This is a genomic window from Streptomyces sp. NPDC001493 (genome assembly GCF_053597235.1).
In genome coordinates this window covers 56,104-74,032 of sequence record NZ_JBSFHV010000034.1, presented here as the reverse complement: position 1 = coordinate 74,032, position 17,929 = coordinate 56,104, and the positions used below count along the sequence as shown (strand labels likewise).

Sequence of the window (17,929 nt, the reverse complement as noted above, 5' to 3'; positions counted from 1 at the left end):
GTACTGCAGGGGGGACCCTGTGGGAGAGTAGGACGCCGCCGAACAATTTTTCCGGGAGACCCCCGTGCCTTGTGGCACGGGGGTTTTCTGCGTTCCGGAACAATTTCGCGAGTTCGGACCTTTTGCCGCGGTGGTCACGTGATTAAACGATTGACCGGTCGTGGGCCCGTTGGCAGCATGACCGAATGAACCCTGATCATGTGATGCGGCGGGTACGGGCCGAGGAGTGGCCGGCGGCCAAGGAGCTCCGGCTCGTCGCCCTCCAGGACCCGGCGGCTCCGGTGGCGTTCCTGGAGACGTACGAGAGCGCCGTCGGGTACCCGGACGCGTTCTGGCAGCAGCGGACCGCCGGCGGGGCCGAGGGTACCGACGTGGCCCAGTTCGTCGCGGAAGCCCCCGATGGCCGGTGGCTGGGGTCGGTCACCGTTCTGGTCGAACGGCCCGGTGGGGAAAGCGTCTTCGGGGCAGCGGTGGAGGCCGTACAGGGGCACCTGGTCGGCGTTTTCGTACGTCCGGAGGCCCGGGGGACCGGCGTGACCGACGCGCTGTTCCGGGCGGCCGAGGAGTGGGCTCTCGGCCTCGACGACCCGTACCTCGCGCGGCTGCGGCTCTTCGTCCACGAGAACAACCCGCGGGCGGCCGCGTTCTACCGGCGGTACGGCTTCGCGCCTTCGGGCAGCACGGTGCCGGTCCCGGACCGTCCGGAGGAGCGCGAGGTGGAGATGGTGCGCGAGCGCCGCTGATCCGGCGGCCGGAGGGCCGGGCGTTCCGCGCGCGGCCGGGGAAGGCCGGAAGGTCAGAGGGCCGGCGGTGCGAGCGGGGTGCGCCAGCGGGCACGGGCCTGTTCGAGGGAGCGGAGCAGTGCCAGCGTGGCGAGGCCCTGGCTCTCGCCGGTCGTCAGCAGCTCCGGGAGACAGGGCAGCGGAGCGACGGCGGCGACATCGTCGAGGACCAGCGTGAGTGGTGGGTCGAGCCGACCGTCGGTTGACCGTGCGGCCATGCGGCGGCCGTGCTCGACCACGTGCGAGGCGAGCGCGGTGAGCAGTGGCATCGCGCCCGGGTGATGGCGAGGATCCTCGACGGACTCGCCGACCACATACAGAGTTCCCCCTTCGGAGGCGAAGGAACCCAGCGCGGCGGTATCGGTTCGATTCGGTGTGCAGGCCTCGCGGATGTGGACCGTGGCCAGCGCGCCCAGCGCCCGTACCGTCAGTTCCTGGGCGGCCCGGCGGCGTTCGGGGTGGGCCGTGAGGGCCGACTCCAGCAGGCCGGCGAGCCCGGAGGCCGCCTTCGGGTGGGTGCGGAGGATCCGTACCCCGTCCTGGGAGCCGCCGCCCAGCGCCCAGCGGTGGACCTGGCGGAACGGGCGGCCGTCGACCGCGGCGGCGTGCAGCCAGCACTGCAGCAGGGTCTGCGCGGTGTCGGCGGTCGCCTCCTCGATGCGGGCCTGGGGCCGTACCGGCGCGAGGAACGCGGCGGCACGGGCCGCGGCCACCTCGGGCAGCTCGCAGCCCGAGGTCGGCGACCAGTGGAGACGGGCCGGGGTGTCGCAGAGGTGACCCGGGTCGTAGACGAGGACGGGACCGAGCTTGGAGCGGGCGTCCTTCGTCTCCGCCCAGACCGTGGGATCCGACGTGACGACGAGCACCGCTCCGGGGGCTTCCAGCACCGCCTGGACGGCAGTGGGACGCCGCTCGGCCGCGGTCGCGAAGAGCAGCAGGGGCGTACCCGGGGCCCTCGGGGCGGGGACGAGCAGCCCGGATTCCTTCACCGGTACGGGAGCGGGGGTGGGAACCGGGGTGGGAACCGGGGTGGGAACCGGGGTGGGTAGGCCACTCGGAGCCGGTACGGGACCGGGAGCCGGTACCGGAATCGGAGCGGGCGGGGGTGCCTGCGGGCCGGGGCCGGGGTCTGCGGAGTGGGCCGCCGGGCGCCGCGCGCGCTCCTCGCGGGCACGGCGGCGTACCTCGCGGCCCCGGGTCACGACACCGAGGACGAACACGCCGAGCACCACGAGGACCAGCAGCTCGCTGATGAGCAGTCCCCAGAAGAGGCCCTACCCGGAGAGTTCGCCGGGTGGAGTGCCGGGCCAGGCGCCCGGGAGGTCCTGCGGGGAGCCCGCGAGTTCACGCAGCGCCGAGGGGGTGCGGGGCAGGGAGACGCCGCGGGGCCAGGAGCCGTGGGCGAACAGCCCGGCGAGTCCGGTGGCCGTCCACGCCAGGACCGTCGCCCCGAGGAGGAAGGCCAGGCCTCCGATCAGCAGACCGTCCGGGACGCCGCCGCCCCGCTGCTCACGCCGGCCCGGCGGCTGCCCGGGACCCGGCTCGGGACCCGTCGAGGTGCGCGTCACCTCAGGCCACCGTGGACTCGGACGACTCGTCGAGCCGCTGCTGGCGCTCGATGCGGGCGGCCCGTTGCTCCGTCTCCCGCTCGGCCTCGCGCGCGTACTCGGGGAGCAGGTCGTCCAGGTCGTCCGCGGCGTCGGAGGAGGACTCCGTCATCGCGCGGTCGGTGAAGACGAGCGGGCGTTCCGCCTCGGTGATCAGGTGCTTCACGACCTGGACGTTGCCGTTGACGTCCCACACCGCGATGCCCGGCGTCAGCGTCGGGATGATCTCGACCGCCCAGCGCGGCAGCCCGATCACCCGGCCCGTCGCCCGGGCCTCGTCGGCCTTCTGGGCGTAGATCGTCCGGGTGGAGGCCATCTTGAGGATCGCCGCCGCCTCGCGTGCCGCCGCGCCGTCCACGACGTCGCTGAGGTGGTGCACGACGGCGACGAAGGAGAGCCCGAGCCGGCGCCCGAACTTCAGCAGCCGCTGGAAGAGCTGGGCGACGAAGGGCGAGTTGATGATGTGCCAGGCCTCCTCGACGAGGAAGATGCGTTTCTTCCGGTCGGGCCTGATCCAGGTGTGCTCCAGCCAGACACCGACGATCGCCATCAGGATCGGCATCGCGATCGAGTTGCGGTCGATGTGCGAGAGATCGAAGACGATCAGCGGGGAGTCGAGATCGATCCCGTCGGTCGTCGGGCCGTCGAACATGCCGCGCAGGTCACCGTCGACCAGGCGGTCCAGGACGAGGGCGACGTCGAGGCCCCAGGCCCGTACATCGTCTATGTCGACGTTCATCGCCTCGGCCGACTCGGGCTCCGGGTGGCGCAACTGCTCGACGATGTCCATCAGAACCGGCTGGCGGTCGGTGATGGTCAGATTGACGTACGCGTGGGCGACCTTCAGCGCGAAGCCGGAACGCTCGTCGAGACCATGGCCCATGGCCACCTCGATGATCGTACGGAGCAGGGCGAGCTGCCCGGTCGTCGTGATCGCGGGATCGAGCGGGTTGAGCCGGATACCGCCGTGCAGAGCGGCGGTGGGGTCGAGCCGGATGGGGGTGATCCCCAGCTGCTCGGCGATGAGGTTCCACTCGCCGTGCCCGTCCTCGCCCTGGGCGTCGAGCACCACGACCTGGCGGTCGCGGAAGCGGAGCTGGCGGAGCACGTACGTCTTCTCCAGCGCGGACTTGCCGTTGCCGGACTCGCCGAGCACCAGCCAGTGCGGTGCGGGCAGCTGCTGCCCGTACAGCTGGAAGGGGTCGTAGATGTACCCCTTGCCGGAGTACACCTCGCGCCCGATGATCACCCCGGAGTCGCCGAGACCGGGTGCCGCGGTGGGCAGATAGACGGCCTGGGCCTGGCCCGTGGACGTACGCACGGGCAGGCGGGTCGTCTCCACCTTGCCGAAGAGGAACGCGGTGAAGGCTTCCGACAATGCGGACAGTGGGTCGCGCATGAGGTGGCTGCCCTCTCTCTCGACTGCTTCCGGTCGCCCGGAGGTGGGGGTGGTGCGGTGGTGCTACCGGGGATGGTCCGTGGTGCTCCCCGAGGTGCTCCCCGAGGTGCTTCCCGTGGTGCTTCCCGTGGTGTTCCCGGGGTGGTCCGTGGCGCTCCCCGGGAGCGGACGAACCGTGTCAGCGGCGGATTCCGGTCGCGAACGGCAGGGTGTTCACGAAGGCGCGGTGGTGCTCGCGGTCGCACCACTCCAGCTTCAGGTACGACTTTCCGGCCGAGGCCCGGATCGTCCGCTTGTCGCGGGCGAGCGCCTCGGGGGAGCGCGAGGAGACGGTGATGTACCCCACCAGGTTCACCCCCGCCGCACCGCTCGCGAGGTCCTCGCCGCGCTGGTCCATACGGCCGTGGGCGGCGATGTCGCGGGGGTCGACGGTGCGGTTCATCTTGGCCTGGCGGCTGGCCTCGGCGTCGTCGTTGGTCTTCTCCGTCAGCATCCGCTCGATGGCCACCTCGGTGGGTTCGAGATCCATCGTGACGGCGACCGTACGGATGACGTCGGGCGTGTGGACGAGCAGCGGCGCCAGGAAGTTGACCCCCACCGGCGTCATCGGCCACTCCTTCACCCAGGCCGTGGCGTGGCACCAGGGGGCGCGGGTCGTCGACTCCCGGGTCTTGGCCTGGAGGTACGTCGGCTCCATCGCGTCCAGCTCGGCCGGCCAGGCATTCCGCTTGGTCATCGCCTGGATGTGGTCAATCGGGTGGTCGGGGTCGTACATCGAGTGCACGAGCGAAGCGAGCCTGCTCTGCCCCAGCGGCTGACGGACCCGGATGTCGGCCTCGGCGAGACGGGCGCAGATGTCGGTGAGCTCACGGGCCATCACCACGGCCAGCCCGGCGTCACGGTCCAGCTTGCGGCCACCCGGTGAGCGTGCCGCCCGCGCCATCGCGGCTGCCTCGGCACCGAGTTCGCGGCTGTGGTGCATGCAGGCGACGAGGTACGCCCGGTGCTGCTCGCTGGAGGTCGACACCATCGACTGCAGCTGGTCGTACGAGTCCTGGAGCCAGCGCGGCGCGTGGCTGTCGCCCCGCTGGGCGACGTCCTTCGCGTGCGCGTCGGGGTCGGCGGGGAGGGTACGGGCCAGCATCTGGATGCGGGTGACGAAGCCGTCGCCGTTGGCCACGTGCTTGAGGAGGGTGCCGAACCGGTCGACCAGCGCCTCCTGGTCCTCGCTGTCACGCAGCCCGACACCGGGGCCCTCGATCTCGATGGCGGCGGTCACCGTGCGGCGGTCCGCGTGCAGGAGCACCGCCATCTCGTCCGGCCCGAACGGGGCCGAGAGCCAGCTGATCCGGCCGATCCCGGGCGGCGGCCCGATCTCGACCTCACGGCCGTCGCCCCGCACGCCGGCCTCCATCGCGGCGGATCGGTAGGCGGTCCCGCGGCGCAGGGTCCGCTTGAAGCTGCGGTTGATCTCGAACCACTTGTAGAAGGTCCGGTGCTTGTACGGGACGTACACGACGGCCAGGGCCAGCATCGGGAACCCGGTGAGCAGCACGATGCGCAGCGAGAGGACCGGGACCAGGAGCCCGCTCATCATTCCGAGGAACGCGCCGACGATGATGAGGGCGATCTCGCCGGTCTCGCGGTTCTTGCCGACGATCGCGTTCGGCCGGGCGCGGCCGATGAGATACGTGCGGCGGGGCGTGATCGGGTGGGACTGGATCGTCACCGCCCTCCACCTCCTGTGCTCGGATTACCTGTGCTGCCGGAACCGCCCCGCGGGGAGCGGCTGCTGTGGGGGGTCCCTGAGGTGGGACCGGAACCGCTGCGGGGCGCAGGAGCCGCTCCCCCGCCGGAGCCGCCCCGGGAGCCGTGGGCCGCGACACCGCCGCTGAGCGGGTTGGCGGGGCGGCCCCCGCCTCCGCCCCCGCCGCTGTTCTGGTCGTTGCGGCCGCTGTGCGTCTTGATGCCCTGGGAGACGAGGGCGGCCGGCGAGCTGACCATCGCGGCGGCCTGGGAGCCGTCGGTGGCCTGCTTGCGGTTGGTACGGGCGCCCTGGATCTCGTCGCCGAAGCCGGGGACGAAGCGGTAGATCATGGCCGACGCGAAAATGGCGAGCAGAATGATGGAGAGCCCGGAGACGACGGCGGAGAGCGCGTCCGGGCCGTCGTCCGAGGAGAGGGCCCCCGCGAGGCCGAGGACGATCACGATCACCGGCTTGACCATGATCACCGCGATCATGATCCCCGCCCAGCGGCGTACGTGGCCCCACATGTTCTTGTCCACGAGCCCGGCGTACACCACCACGCCCAGCAGGGCGCCGACGTACAGCAGGGCGGCCCGGATGACCAGCTCCAGCCAGAGGATCCCCGCGGCGAGAAGGGACACCAGCGAGACGACGATGAGCATGATCGGCCCGCCACCGATGTCGTCGCCCTTCGTGAGCGCTTCCGCGAACGAGCCGAAGAAGACGTCGGACTGGCCGCCGGTGGCCGACGAGATGACTTCGGTGACCCCGTCGGTGGCGGAGACCACGACGTACAGGATGAGCGGCGTGAACGCGGAAGCCAGCACGGTGAGCCAGAGGTACCCGACGGCCTCGGAGATCGCCGTGGTGAACGGGACGCCCCGGATCGCCCTCTTGGCCACGGCGAACAGCCAGAGGACGAGGGTCAGGATCGTGGAGGCGGCGAAGACGATCGCGTACTGCTTGCGGAAGGACTCGTTGGTGAAGTCGACGGAGGCGGTGCCCTCGACGGCCTTGCTGAGCTGGCCGATGAGGTAGGACGCGGCGTCGGCGCAGCCGTGGGCGAGGGAGGTCAGGGGGTCGAGGGGGTCGTCGGTGGTGGTGGGCGGGGTGGTGCGCGTGCCGGCGTCGCCTTCGCAGTAGTCCTTGGCGGGGCCCCGGATCAGATCGCAGGCGTTGTTGCTGACACTGGGAGAAGGGCTCGGGGACGGCGCAGCAGCAGCTCGGGTGGCGAAAGCGATTGCTCCGGCTTGTACCGATCCAACGACAGCTGCCATTGAGATCCGGCGGAAGTTACTACCGCGCATAGGTGAACCCCCCGAATTGCTTCACCGCGTCGGCCATCTGATCTGCTGGCGAGGCCGCCTGGTCGCGTCCCACGGGTACAGGGCCGTCCTGCTGTGTGAAGTCGGTGACCTTCCAATCGCCGCCGACCCACTCCAGCTCGTACGTGGTGGTGTACCAGCCTTCGGATACAGGGTTCTTGGAGCCCTCACCCGCGAGGCCGAACAGGGCTGAGTACCAGATGGCGACGGTCGCTCGGTCGCCGGTGTACTTCGTGACCCTGGCCCCCACCGGGTTGGAACGTGAGATGAAGGTCAAGGAATCCGGTGAAGTCCCATCGGGGTTGAGCCCGATGCTGGAAAGGAACGATGCGCTGGAGTAAGCGTCGTCGATGCGGCTCTGACGTGTTGCGGCGACATCTGGGGCGTAAACAGCCTCAGTGATCTTGTGGCGGCCGTCAGCGTTGAACATTTGGTCGGATCCGAGAACGACCGTGTAGTTCGCCGCCGCGCTCTGGGCCCCCTGCTCGTCGTGGGCGAAGCCCGAGGCGATGGTGCCGTTCTTGCCCGTGACGGGGTCGGTGCCGGTGGGGGCGGTCGGGGCGGTGCCGCCGGTGGTGTCCGAGTGGCTGATGCCGGGGGCGGCCGGGTCCGCGTTGGGGCTGTCGCTGTTGCTGTCGCCGCCGCTCAGGTTCGCGAACGCGATGGCCGCGACGAGCAGCACCACCACGCCGACGGCCATGACCAGCGAGCGGCTGTTGCGGGCGGGGCGGCGGCCGTGGGGTGTGCCGGGGTTGCCTTCGGGGAGGCGGGTACGCGTTTGGCGCGTTCCGCCCAGCGTGCTGTACGCGCCGTCGCCCCGGCCGCCGGAATCCCTGCTTCCGTAGCCCTGCTCGTCGTCGTAGCTCATGCCGCGTACGTCCCCTCAGCCGTGTGCGGACTTCCGTCATATGACGGTAGCTCTGCTGAGCGCCGAGCGGGTGCGGTGTGGTGACTCGACATGGGATGACTCGACCTCAGCCGGGGGCGCGACGGACGGATGGTGGTGGGGAGGCAGGGGGCGGCAGCACGGCGTACTGCTGGCTGCCCGTCAGACCGCCATGCCGTACACGATGGTGAACAGGGTGCCGAGGGAGCCGATGATGAAGACGCCGGTCAGTCCGGCGACGATCAGGCCCTTGCCCTGTTCCGCGCTGAAGGTGTCGCGCAAGGCGGTCGCGCCGATGCGCTGCTTGGCCGCGCCCCAGATCGCGATGCCGAGGCAGAGCAGGATGGCAACCGCCATCACTACCTCGACCATGATGCGTGCCTCGTTGCCCAGCGTCCCGAACGGGCCCCAGTTCGGGGCGATTCCGCCGATGATGGTGGTGATGTCGCCCTTCTCAGCTGCCAGGATCATGTAAGTCACCGCCCCTGTTGCGTAGTTCGCTGCCCGCGCCGGCCGGTGCGGGTCGTGCCTTCTATCTTCGCTGATGAAACCGCGCTCGTACGACGCCTTCCCGGGTCTCTTTACCCGGATCTCGCACACATGACCGGGATGGGCGCCCTGACCTGTGGTGCGGCCGGGGGCGACCGGGATGTCACCCGGTCACTCTGTGTATCACGCTCCGTGACGATGGGCAATGAGGGGAGTCGTGGGTTTCCGGCGCGAAGGCGGCGTTCGCCGGGGTTCTCGTGTTCGTATGCGCTGTTCGAGAGCTGGTCGTGCGCCGTCGCGCACGGAATGACGCATCGTCAGTACCTCGTGCGTCACGCGTATGTCGTCGCGAGGGAGTGGAGAAGCTCGCGGGACGGCTGTACGTCGAGCGCGAGCGATTCGAGCCGGTCGAGCACCTGACGGTAGGTCCGGAGCAGTGTTTCCGCGTCCAGTTGGGTCAGGCCGTGCGTCTGCTCCAGGTGCACGGTGTCCAGTTGTGCGACCGGGCCCTGTACGTACGTGATGGGCTGGCCGGCTCCCGGGTGTCCGCCGGACGCGAAGGGGATGACGCGGAGGGTGACGGTGTCCCGTTCGCTCATTTCCAGAAGGTGGCGCAGCTGGGGGCCGGCGACGCGGGGACCGCCGATCCCCATGTGCAGGGCCGCTTCGTGGACGACCGCCCGGTACGGGACGGCTTCCGCGCGGAAGACGACGTCCTGGCGTCTGATGCGGAAGGAGAGCCTGCGTTCGGCCTCGGGCGGCGAGAGTTCGGGCGCGCTCTGGTTGAGGGCTTCCCGGGCGTGGTCCGCCGTCTGGAGGAGGTCCGGGAGGGTGCAGGTGGTGGCGGTGCGGAGGGCACTGCCGTGGTGCTCGAGCTCGGCCAGGTCCAGCAGCGGGCCCGGGAGTTCGGCGCGGTACTCCTCCCACCATCCACCGCGGCGTTCGCCCGTCATCGCGGCCAGCGCCTCCACGAGTCCGCGGTCGGTGCACGCGTAGTGGCGGGAGAGGGCGCGGACCCGGTCGGCACTCACGCCGTACCGCCCGGCCTCGATGTTGCTGATGCGTGCCTGGTTGCCGCCGAGCAGGACCGCGGCCTGCGTGGCGGTGATCCCGGCGCGTTCGCGGAGCTTGCGCAGTTCCGCTCCGAGTCGTCGCCGACGGGCAGTCGGGGTCGAGTTGGTCGCCATCGGCCTCCCTTCGCCCAGTCACTCGTACGGGTGTCTTGGGGCATGCATTACCCCAAGTGCGGGGAATGTATTACATGACGCCTCTACCGTGATCGTGGGACAGGTGCCCACGACGAGCCCGCCGGTCGGCCGGCTCCGGCGTCGGGTGCCGTAGGGGCCCGCCAACCACACTGCCCGAACGGGGACTTCCATGCATGCACCCACCGTATCGCCGCCTTGGGCGTACACCCTTCAACTTCCGCATGATCCGCGCTCCCCGGGCGTTGCCCGCTCGCTTCTGCGGGTCGTGCTCCGCGCCCAGGGGATGACCGAACTGGGCGATACCGCCGAACTGCTGGTGAGTGAGCTGACCACCAACGCCTATCAGCATTCCTGGGGCCCGTACTCGCTCCGGATGTGCGGTGCCGGGCATCGACGTATTCGGCTCAGTGTCTGGGACAGCAATCCGGAGATCCCGCCTCCCTTCCGGGGCTCCGGGGAGGTCGGGAACAGCGGGAGCGGCGGGGTGTACGTACCGGCGCAGCAGGCGACGCTCGCGGAGCGCGGGCGTGGGCTGACCCTCGTACAGATGTGTGCGGAGAGCTGGGGTGGTCGTGCCCTTCCCGCTGGTCCGTCCGGCGAGGGCGGCAAGCTGCTGTGGGTGGTGTGCGGGGAGAAGCCGGAGTGAGCGCGTCCTGGTTTCCCCGCCCGGGTGGTACGGGCTGACGCGATGCCCATCATTCGGGTGAAACCGTAGCCGGGACGCACCCCTGAACGCCCCGGAGATACCGGGCCCGTGCCATGAAGAGCCGTGGAAGGGCGGCGCGGCGCCCTTCCCGGATCAGGCACAGTGCTGCCGCTCCACGATCGAGGATCGAGGATCAAGGAACGGGGTGAGTGGTGTGTCCGTGACCGGACAGCCGCAGGGGTGGCAGACGCCGGGATCCGGTGTCGACGGACGGGGAGGAGGGGCTGGGGGAAGCCCCGGGAGGGGGCCCGGGAGGTCGGGGGATTCGGACTCCGGGCACGCACGGCTGGTCCACACCGACGGGCCGTGGATCCGGGCTGCTGGTGGCGCGGAGGCGCTGCACACGCATCTCGGTCCGGTCCGGTCCGAACTGGAGAAGTCGCACGAAGGCCTGTTGGCGGGCGAGGGGGCCGGCGACTTCGCTGTGCTGGTCGAGCTCGCGGCGGTCCGCGAGTCCTGGCTGCGCCGGGTGTCGACGGCGCAGGGCGAGTGCGGAAGCCTCGCCGTCAAGCTGCGGGCCGTCGCGAGAGAACAGGGCGCGACGGACCAGGAGGTGCGGGCCGGGTTTGGCCGGCTGGTGGACATCCCGGCCCAGACGCCCCCGCTACCGCCGCTCCTCGCTCAGGCACCCCCGACTCAACTGTCCTCCCTGTACTTGCTTGGTGGAGGAGACGCTGGTGGAGGAGACGCTGGTGGGGGCGAGGCTGGTGGGAGTGGCATCGGTGGGAGCGACAGGTGAAGGGAGCTCTTACCTGGTCCGCGCTGCTCGCCGTGGGGTGCGGGGATTTGGATGGCGCGGCGGACGGCTGGGGACGCCTCAGCAACCGGGCCGACGTGGCGCGCGAGCGGATCGACCGGCAGATTCTCACCGGCCTGCGCGAGACGCAGGAGGGCGAGGCGGCGGACGCAGCCCTCACCCGTCTGCGTGGGCTGGCCCGGAACTTCCAGTACGTCCATACGGAGACCGGCCTGGTACGTACGGCACTCAACAGCCTCGCCCACGAAGTGCGCGCGCATCAGAGGTCGGTCCGTGAGGCGTTGGAGGACGCAGAGAGGCTGAAGTTCACGGTCCACGCGGACGGGTCGGTGTCGTACCCGGAGAAGGAGGGGCTGGTCGCGGACGAGCCCCTGCCGGGCGGGCGGGCCGCCGGCGGAAGCGGTTTCCCCGACCTGATGGCGTCACCGGGCACCCTGACCGCGCCCAACCCTCACGCGGCCACCGCCCAGGACATCGCCGACCGGATCGCCCGAGCGGTGACACTGGCCACCGAGGCGGATACGAGGTACGCGGGCATTCTCCGCAGCCTGAAGGCCGAGGACGGCCTCGACGTCCCGAACTCCGCTTGGACGGACGCGGCGGCCGACATGGCATCCGTGCGCGAGGCCGCACGGGCCTATTTGAACGAGCACATCCCGTACCAGGCGTCCGCGAGCGAGCGCAAGGAATGGTGGGCCAGCCTCCCGCAGGAGCTGCGCGACGAGTACCTCGCGACCTATCCGGACATCATCGGGAACCTCGACGGGATCCCCGCTCTAGTACGCGACGCTGCCAACCGGGACAACCTCCAGTTGCTGATCGGCAAGTTGGAGGGCCTCGACGGCGGCGGGGCCGACGGGGCGGAGGGGAAGCTCGAAGCGCTTCGGCTGATCGCTGAACAGCTTGATGCGCCGCTCAAGCCTGGCGACCCGCCCATGTATCTCCTTGGGATCGGCGACGAGGGTAATGGGCGCGCGATTGTTGCCTACGGGAACCCGGATGCGTCGAAGAATGTTGCGGCTTATGTGCCGGGCCTCAATACGTCGTTGGACGATAAGTTTGCGAAGAATGATTTGAGGCGAGCCCGAGATACGGTCAAAGGTATGCGCCGCTGGGATCCTGAGGGCGCTTCAATTGCCTGGCTCGGGTATGACGCGCCTCAACTCGTAGATTCCTGGTCGAGCTTCGCGGTTGCGGGTTCTGGTCGAGCTGAAAAAGGTGGCCGTTCTTTCAATGAGTTCATGGATGGAATTCGCGTGACGAATGTTAATGGGGATCCTCATTTGACGGCGATTGGGCACTCTTACGGATCGCGAACCGTGGGTGCTGCGGCGCAACAGGGCGATGGGATCCCGGGAGTGGATGACATCATTCTTGTGGGCAGCCCGGGTGTCGGTGCTGATCACGCTGCTGATTTGAATGTCGGCAAGAGGCACGTGTTTGTTGGTGCTGCCGATAATGATCCGGTGACGATGCTGCCGACCAAGACGCAGATGGTTGCGGGCGCTGCCGGACTTTACTTCGGCGGAGTGTATGGTGCCATTTTTGCCGGGGATTTGGTTGATGCAGGTGATGATGACTTGTGGTTTGGGAAAGATCCAGCCAGTCGAGAATTCGGTGCGCAGCGCTTTCATGTTGCCGCAGGTCCACTGCCAATCGACCGGAAGGGTATTGCGTTGGCGCACTCCAACTATTTTGACCCTGTGGAGGACCGTTCCTCTGTGAACAATATTGCACTCATCTCTGTTGGGCGGGCGCGCGAGGTCAAGAACGAGGAGTACAGGTAATGCAGAGTGCGTGCCGCAGAGTATTTTTACTACTCGCGCTTATTCTTCTGGCGGGATGCGGGAGTCCTTCGTTGAATTCGAACGATGGGAGTGATTCCAAAATGAATATGAAGGAAGCGGCTGAGCGGGCGGACGGGATGCTTGATGATGTTTTGCGGGCGATCAAGCCGGAAGTTCGTTGGACTCATGACACCACGACAGTGGGGAGTTGTAGCCTGACGCGTCGCCGAACTTTGATGACGATCATTTCGGAGCAGCGCAGGGGTGGCTTTCTTGGTGTTGTTGAGCGTTTCTGGAAAAGTAGCGGATATCGAATTACGTCGACCAATAATAGTGTCGATTTCCCGGCAATCTTTGCAGTGACTGAAGATGGCTTCGAAGTTGCGCTGATCGTTGGCGGAGAAGGGCAAGTCTTCTTCGAAGCGGACACCCCCTGCGTACAAGAGTCCGAGGTTGCCGACCCCACTGCCAAGCCCAACACCCCCAGCTACGAGGGCATGGAGAACATTCCGCGTCCCAACATCCACTCCGACTTCTGGTCTGCCACTGCCCCCGCCTCGCCGTCCCCGTGAGGGGCTGATCGCGCGGCTCGGGCTTTCCAACCCCCTTGTTTGCGCCGCTGTTTGAGCCCTTGGTTGGGTCCTGGGGCCCATGCCGGGGGTGGGGCGGATGTGGTCCTCTACGTGCGGTGGCTCGACCGTCACCCACCTACGAGCCGGGGGTCCCCACGTGTCTGGCATACGAGAGCTTGCGGTTCCGGGAGGTGGTGCAACAGGCGCTGCCCGGAAGGCAGGCGGCGTTCGGAGTGCGCCAAGGGCGTTACAGGCCGCCCTGGTTCTCGTGCGCTTGGTGTTCGTGAGCACGGTCGTGGGCGTGATCAATGTGCTCACGCTGGCGTCCTCGGTCGACGCGGTGGATGGGCAGTTGCTCGGGGTGCTGCTGTATGCGGCTCTGCCGGGGATTGTCGGCTTCGTGCTGTCGTTCTACGCGCGTATCCGTGGGCGTGGGGTGTGGTTCGGGCTGTTGGCCGTGCATGTCTGGCTCGTGCTCGGGTCGTTGGCCACCTTGGGTGCGGGGGATGTCGGGGTGTCCGGGCTGCCCCAGTTGGTGATGCCTGTGGCCGTCGTCGTGTTGCTTCTCCGGCCTGCGGCGTGGGGATGGTTCCGGCTGCCCCGGGCGGAACGGGACGTGGAGACCCGGTTCAGTGTCAGGAATGTCCGGTTACTCGCTGCTCGCCGGGACGGTGGGCAGACCGCGATGGAGTACCTCGGACTTGTACTGATCGTCGTCGCGCTGGTCGGGGCGATCATGGCGACGACTGTCGGTGCCCAGCTCACCGGGGAAATACGTAACGCCATCTGCCAGTTGACCGGCGGTGCCTGCTCTTCGACCGGTGGCGATGTGGTCGCGGGAGGAGAGCGCGGGAAGAGGGGAGAGGCCGGCTCCAGTGCCGGGTCGGCCGGCTCGGGAGGATCGGCCGGCTCAACCGGCTCAACCGGCTCAACCGGCTCAACCGGGTCCACCGGGTCCACAGGATCGGGCGGCTCGTCCGCCGCCGGGGGGACGCGGACCGGGACCGAGGGCGGCACCGGCGCGGTGGGCGAAGGTGGCTCGGGCACATCCGGGAGCACCACCGGCGCAGGGGGCTCTGCCGGCGGAGGAAGCACCGACGGAGCAGGGGGCACCACCAGCGCCGGCGGTACCAGCACGACCAACACCGACACCGACACCCACACCAACCCCACTACCAACACCACCCCCAGCAGTACCAGCAACACCCCCACCCCCGGCTTCTTCGAGTCCCTGGTCAGCGACGGCCTGGGCGGGGACCTCCGGGGCGTGGCCAAGGCCTTCGGCAACCCGGTGAAGAGCGTCACCGGGGTCGTGGACCAGTGGTCCGAGCTGACCGGGGCCGCCAGGGAGAAGTGGGCGGCTGGGGACCACGCGGGGGCGGTCGGGGCGTGGGTCGAGGCGTCCGGGGGCGTCGGGGTCGGAGGTATGGGGTTGCCGGGGGCCGGGCCCCGGGTGGTCGCCGCGGTCCGTGAGGACGAGCGGCAGTATCTGAACGACCGGATACCGGTGAGCGCCTCGGCGGCCGGCCGGAAGGCGTGGTGGGACGGGCTGAGCCAGGCCGAGCGCGGGCGGTACCTGGAGCTGTCCCCGGAGCGGATCGGCAACCTGGACGGGATTCCGGCCGCCGTCCGGGACCAGGCCAACCGGAAGAATCTCCAGACCCTGATCACCGGGCTCGAACGCACCGCGGACGACAAGAAGTCGAAGAAGATCCTGGAGGGGATGAAGGAGATCGACCGGCAGCTGAAGGAGGGTTCGCAGCCGCCGATGTTCCTGCTGGGGATCGGGTCCGAGGGCAACGGCCGGGCGATCGTCTCGTACGGGAATCCGGACCTCTCGCAGCACGTGTCGGCGTACGTTCCGGGGCTGAACACCTCGCTGGACAAGGACTTCGCGCAGAACGACCTGAAGCGGGCGCGGGACACCGCGATCGGTGCGCAGGGGTACGAGCCGTCCAGCGCCTCGATCGTATGGCTCGGGTACGACGCTCCGCAGCTGCCGGACAGCGACGGGATCGCCGGGTACTTCGCCATCATGGGCACCGGCCGGGCGGAGGCGGGCGGGACGGCCTACGACGACTTCTGGAGCGGGCTGACGGCGACGAACACCAACGAGGACCCGCACTTCACCGCGATCGGGCACTCCTACGGCTCCCGGACGGTGGGGGCGGCCACGCAACGGGAGGGCGGGATCCCGGGGGTGGACGACATCATCCTGGTGGGCAGCCCGGGGGTGGGCGTGGACCGGGCGGTGGACCTCGGGGTCGGTGCCCGGCACGTCTTCGTCGGGGCCGCCGCGAACGACCCGGTGACCAAGCTGCCGTCCAAGACGCAGGCGCTCGTGGGCTCGTTGGGGATGCTGGCGCTGGGTCCGGCGGGGGCCTACTTCGCGGGTGATCTCGCGGATCCGGGTGACGACGACCTCTGGTTCGGGAAGGACCCGGCGAGCAAGGCGTTCGGGGCCGTACGGTTCCCGGTGGATCCCGGTCCGCCGGTGATCAGCGGGCACGGCATCAGCGCCGAAGCGCACTCGCAGTACTTCGACCCGGTGCGGGACGCCATGTCGGCCGATGCCATCGCTCTGATCGTGTCGGGACACTCCAGCAATCTGAAGATTGAGGAACAGCGATGAGGCGAAGGCTCCGGACGGCGGTCGTCACCCTGGCGCTCGGTCTCGCACTGGCGGGCTGCGGCCGGCAGCAGGCGGGATCGGACGGCCCGGCCACGGGTACGGGCCCGGCCGCGCCCAAAACCGCGAGCACCGCCACCGGCGGGAGTACGGAGAGCCCCATGAGCGCGATGGACATGCAGGGGGCCGCGGAGCGGGCCGACTCGATGCTCGACCTGACGCTGAAGGCGATCGAGCCCTCGGTCCAGTGGGCGCACGGCCCGACGACGACGGGCAGTTGCGACGTGACGCGCCGGCGCACGGTGATGACGGTCGTCGCGCCGGAGCGGCGTCAGGAGTTCCTGGACCGGGTGACGGAGTTCTGGCGCGACAGCGACTACCGGATCAAGGCCGTGAACAAGGACGAGGAGTTCCCCGCGGTGTACGCGCAGGCCGAGGGGTTCGGCATCAGCGTGAGCGTCCGGGGCGGGGGGCAGGTGTTCTTCGAGGCGGACAGCCCGTGCGTGCGGGCGTCGAAGGTGGCCGATTCCACGTCGAAGCCGAACGGCCCTTCGTACGAGGGGGTCTACCCCCTGCCGAGGCCCGACGTAAAGTCCCCGTACTGGTCGACGGGAGCGTACTGAGGGGGCGTCAGGGGATGCGCAGGTGACGCGAGTGCTTCGAACGATTCGTACACACCCTCGAAACGACCCTTGAACCGCGCCTCGGTAGGGGATGGTTGAGGGGTGCGGAAATACTGGGTGTTCGTGGGCGGCGGGATCGGGCTGTGCCTCGGCTTCGTGGGGCTGCTGGTCGTCGGTACGTACTCCGCCGCCGCGGGCATCGCGGGGGCGAGCGGGTCGGTCGGGCTGGCCGCGGGGGCGGTGCCCGCGCGGTATCAGCCGCTCGTGGAGAAGTGGGGCACGCTCTGCGCCGCGATCAATCCGGCGCTGCTCGCAGCCCAGCTCTACCAGGAGAGTGGCTGGAACCCGCGGGCGCAGAGCGCGGCGGCGGCCCAGGGGATCGCGCAGTTCATCCCGGGCACCTGGGCCACGCACGGTGTCGACGGGGACGGCGACGGGGACCGGGACGTGTGGGACCCGGCCGACGCCATTCCGTCGGCCGCTTCGTACGACTGTGAGCTCGCCGGGTACGTGAAGGACGTGCCGGGCGATCCGACCGACAACATGCTCGCGTCCTACAACGCGGGTGCCTACCGGGTCATCCGGGCGGGCGGGGTTCCGGCGATCGCCGAGACGCAGAACTACGTCAAGATCATCCGTTCCCTGGAGAAGAGTTTCGCCAAGCCGGTCGGCCGGGTGGCGCCCTCCCAGCAGGCGGCCGGGGCCATCTACTACGCGCAGCAGAAGCTGGGCACTCCGTACCTCTGGGGCGGCAACGGGACGGCGGACCAGGGCGGCCGGTTCGACTGTTCCGGGCTGACGCAGGCCGCGTACCGGAGCGTGGGCATCGAGCTCCCCCGGGTCGCCAACGACCAGTACAACGCGGGGGCACATCCGTCCCGGGACGAGCTGCTCCCCGGCGACCTGGTGTTCTTCTCCGACGATCTGACCGACTCGCGCGCCATCCACCACGTAGGGATCTACGTCGGCGGCGGGTACATGATCAACGCGCCGTACACCGGGGCGGTGATCCGCTTCGACAAGATCGACAGCCCCGACTACTTCGGCGCGACGCGGGTCACCAAGGACGGCGCCGCCGCGCTCCCCACCGCCCTCCCGCAAGCGTGAGAGACGCGGAGCGGCGTGGGTGTGCGAGGGGCCCAAGAGGCCCACGGGACCAACGGGGCATACGGGATCACCGGGGCGGGCGTGGTGCCAGGAACTTTCCGTGAGGCCAGGGCCCCGAGATGCGACGATGAGTCACTCTTCGATAACGTCATGGTGATCATTCGGTGGAGGGCGGAACCGTCGCTACCGGAAGGCCGTTCCCTGGAAGGGGAAGGCCCGCGCACCGACCTTGCGCGATCGCCCGACCACCGTCGCGTCGCAGGACGCGGCGAGAGATAAGCGGTACCGGATCGCACCGATTGCGG

At 69.3% G+C, this 17,929-nt stretch carries 13 protein-coding genes and 1 pseudogene; 7 read left to right on the top strand and 7 right to left on the bottom strand.

Annotated features, from left to right (window positions below):
- Window positions 1-185: 185 nt before the first annotated feature.
- On the top strand, window positions 186-743 hold the full coding sequence (locus tag ACWCWD_RS33275) for a GNAT family N-acetyltransferase (RefSeq protein ID WP_450778744.1): 558 nt from the start codon (window positions 186-188) through the stop codon (window positions 741-743).
- A 53-nt stretch (window positions 744-796) separates the two neighbouring features.
- Here the strand turns inward: ACWCWD_RS33275 and ACWCWD_RS33270 are convergent.
- The 7 genes and pseudogenes from ACWCWD_RS33270 to ACWCWD_RS33240 all read right to left on the bottom strand — a co-directional run bounded on the left by ACWCWD_RS33270 (window position 797) and on the right by ACWCWD_RS33240 (window position 9,422).
- Window positions 797-2,350, bottom strand: a pseudogene (locus ACWCWD_RS33270) (type IV secretory system conjugative DNA transfer family protein).
- A gap of 1 nt (window position 2,351) precedes the next feature.
- Window positions 2,352-3,788 (bottom strand): ATP-binding protein, encoded by a 1,437-nt coding sequence (locus tag ACWCWD_RS33265; RefSeq protein ID WP_450778742.1) that lies wholly within the window; start codon window positions 3,786-3,788, stop codon window positions 2,352-2,354.
- Window positions 3,789-3,966: 178 nt separating this feature from the next.
- Window positions 3,967-5,517, bottom strand: coding sequence for an SCO6880 family protein (locus ACWCWD_RS33260; RefSeq protein WP_450778740.1), 1,551 nt, complete (start codon window positions 5,515-5,517; stop codon window positions 3,967-3,969).
- Window positions 5,514-6,812, bottom strand: a complete 1,299-nt coding sequence (locus ACWCWD_RS33255) for a hypothetical protein (protein WP_450778738.1) — start codon at window positions 6,810-6,812, stop codon at window positions 5,514-5,516. The genes ACWCWD_RS33260 and ACWCWD_RS33255 overlap by 4 nt, the downstream gene beginning before the upstream one ends.
- 19 nt (window positions 6,813-6,831) lie before the next feature.
- Window positions 6,832-7,728 carry a hypothetical protein gene (locus tag ACWCWD_RS33250; protein WP_450778736.1) on the bottom strand — a complete coding sequence of 299 codons (897 nt, stop codon included), beginning with the start codon at window positions 7,726-7,728 and terminating at the stop codon, window positions 6,832-6,834.
- A gap of 180 nt (window positions 7,729-7,908) precedes the next feature.
- On the bottom strand, window positions 7,909-8,217 hold the full coding sequence (locus tag ACWCWD_RS33245) for a hypothetical protein (protein WP_266706183.1): 309 nt from the start codon (window positions 8,215-8,217) through the stop codon (window positions 7,909-7,911).
- A gap of 350 nt (window positions 8,218-8,567) precedes the next feature.
- Entirely contained in the window at window positions 8,568-9,422 is an 855-nt protein-coding gene (locus tag ACWCWD_RS33240) for a helix-turn-helix domain-containing protein (RefSeq protein WP_450778734.1), read from the bottom strand.
- Window positions 9,423-9,612: 190 nt separating this feature from the next.
- Between ACWCWD_RS33240 and ACWCWD_RS33235 the strand changes: the two genes are divergently transcribed.
- The 6 genes from ACWCWD_RS33235 (at window position 9,613) to ACWCWD_RS33210 (ending at window position 17,624) form a co-directional block, all read left to right on the top strand.
- Complete coding sequence (locus ACWCWD_RS33235) at window positions 9,613-10,089, top strand: ATP-binding protein (protein WP_450778732.1); 477 nt, start codon at window positions 9,613-9,615, stop codon at window positions 10,087-10,089.
- Window positions 10,090-10,884: 795 nt separating this feature from the next.
- The gene (locus ACWCWD_RS33230; protein ID WP_450778730.1) at window positions 10,885-12,693 is read left to right on the top strand and encodes an alpha/beta hydrolase; all 1,809 of its coding nucleotides are present in this window, start codon (window positions 10,885-10,887) and stop codon (window positions 12,691-12,693) included.
- 101 nt (window positions 12,694-12,794) lie between these two features.
- Entirely contained in the window at window positions 12,795-13,265 is a 471-nt protein-coding gene (locus tag ACWCWD_RS33225; protein WP_450778752.1) for a hypothetical protein, read from the top strand.
- 283 nt (window positions 13,266-13,548) lie between these two features.
- Entirely contained in the window at window positions 13,549-15,897 is a 2,349-nt protein-coding gene (locus tag ACWCWD_RS33220) for an alpha/beta hydrolase (RefSeq protein WP_450778728.1), read from the top strand.
- Window positions 15,894-16,517, top strand: a complete 624-nt coding sequence (locus tag ACWCWD_RS33215; protein ID WP_450778726.1) for a hypothetical protein — start codon at window positions 15,894-15,896, stop codon at window positions 16,515-16,517. The genes ACWCWD_RS33220 and ACWCWD_RS33215 overlap by 4 nt, the downstream gene beginning before the upstream one ends.
- A gap of 102 nt (window positions 16,518-16,619) precedes the next feature.
- The gene (locus ACWCWD_RS33210) at window positions 16,620-17,624 is read left to right on the top strand and encodes a C40 family peptidase (protein WP_450778724.1); all 1,005 of its coding nucleotides are present in this window, start codon (window positions 16,620-16,622) and stop codon (window positions 17,622-17,624) included.
- Window positions 17,625-17,929: the final 305 nt, after the last annotated feature.